General features: G+C 43.4%; 2 protein-coding genes. Both read left to right on the top strand.

Features of this window, described 5'->3' with window-relative positions:
* Positions 1-287 (top strand): hypothetical protein (locus KDK15_RS02395; protein ID WP_257293771.1); only part of this gene is annotated, 287 nt, incomplete at its 5' end.
* A gap of 340 nt (positions 288-627) precedes the next feature.
* The gene (locus KDK15_RS02390; protein ID WP_257293770.1) at positions 628-1398 is read left to right on the top strand and encodes a hypothetical protein; all 771 of its coding nucleotides are present in this window, start codon (positions 628-630) and stop codon (positions 1396-1398) included.
* Positions 1399-1456: the final 58 nt, after the last annotated feature.

Below are 1456 nucleotides of genomic sequence, written 5' to 3'. Positions count from 1 at the left end.
CATCCGATAAAGGCAAAGCGAGCAGAGCCAGATATCTCTCATCCGATAAAGGCAAGGCGAGCAAAGCCAGATATGCCGCATCCGATAAAGGCAAGGCGAGTCAGGCCTTAAGGAGTGAAAAGTCAAAAGCCTATCGATCAGCTTTAAAACAAGGCTTGAGTGAAGAATTGGCAAGGAAAAAAGGAGAGCTGGCAGCTAATGCAAAAAAAGCAAAATTATCATCAGTGTATCCCTCTCTCTTTCAACCCCAGAATGAAGAAATATTGACACATGGTTTTATAAGGTAGGAACTTTTATAAGAGGAAGTGGTCTGAGCTTTTGATTCTCTAAATTATATAATTCTCTAATTCAATGACTGATCCATATTTTACCTCACACTCCTTGTATTCGGAATTTCAAAAGGCCTATGAGTCTGTTATGTCAAGTAATGGACTGGTTTTTAAAGACTTTCCGCAGCCAAGTGGCCTGGTATTCGGGCTGCGAGTTGATCAAACTTTACCAAGTAATTATTTAAACGCCTATATTACATATGGTGAACGCTTCCCTAAATCATTAAGCGATTGCCGTTTAAAATTACCGGTCAGGGTTATTTATTCTCCAGAATTTCAACAAAGTGAGCCGTTATACTTGTCACATAAACCTAAGGCTTACCAACAAGCCGAACAAACCACTAAAATTCCTGCCAGTCGATCAGAGTTAAGAATTGATCGGGTTTGGGGTATGGCCAGTGAAGCGAGTTCTCACTCATACTCCGTAAATGCTAATCCTCCTCCACTTACTTCAACGTTGGAAAACACTGCTGGAAGTAGTTTATCGGGTGTTAAAGTTTCTGCTTCCGGCTCTGGTGAATCTCTGAACTTTTCTCATGGTAAACCTTACCAGAAAGCTTACGCACAGCCCGAGATAAGGAGTGTTTCCAAACAGGCCACTCAGTCCGGGAAAGGGAGGGCTTGCGCACAATCCGAAAAACGGAAGGCTTACCAGAGTGCTTACGCAAAGACCGAGAAACGGAAGGCTTACCAGAGGGCTTACGCAAAGACCGAGAAACGGAAGGCTTACCAAAAGGTTTACCAGAGGGCTTACGCAAAGACCGAGAAACGAAAGGCTTACCAAAAGGTTTACCAGAAGGCTTACGCAAAGACCGAGAAACGTAAGGCTTACCTGAAGGCTTGTGCGCAGTCCAGGAGAGAAAGGGCTGCCAAACGAGCTTACGTACAGTCCGAAAAAGGAAAGACTTCCAAACAAGCTTGGGAACAGTCACAGGAAAGGAAGGCTTTACAGAAGGCTGCCCATGAAATTTTCAAGCATACCAGTGATAAAGAACAAGAAAAAATCACTGGTAAGCAAGCTGCCGTGTTTATAAGAGAATTGAATAATGCGAAAAGCAATGAGCTTTAATCAACACAAATGCCCATGGCGCGAGAAAATGTTTTGCGCCACCCTCAGGGATGAAAAA

The sequence above is a fragment of the Endozoicomonas sp. YOMI1 genome, from assembly GCF_024606345.1.
In the GTDB taxonomy this organism is placed as follows: Bacteria; Pseudomonadota; Gammaproteobacteria; order Pseudomonadales; family Endozoicomonadaceae; genus Endozoicomonas.
This window is presented reverse-complemented; position numbering and strand designations above follow the sequence as displayed.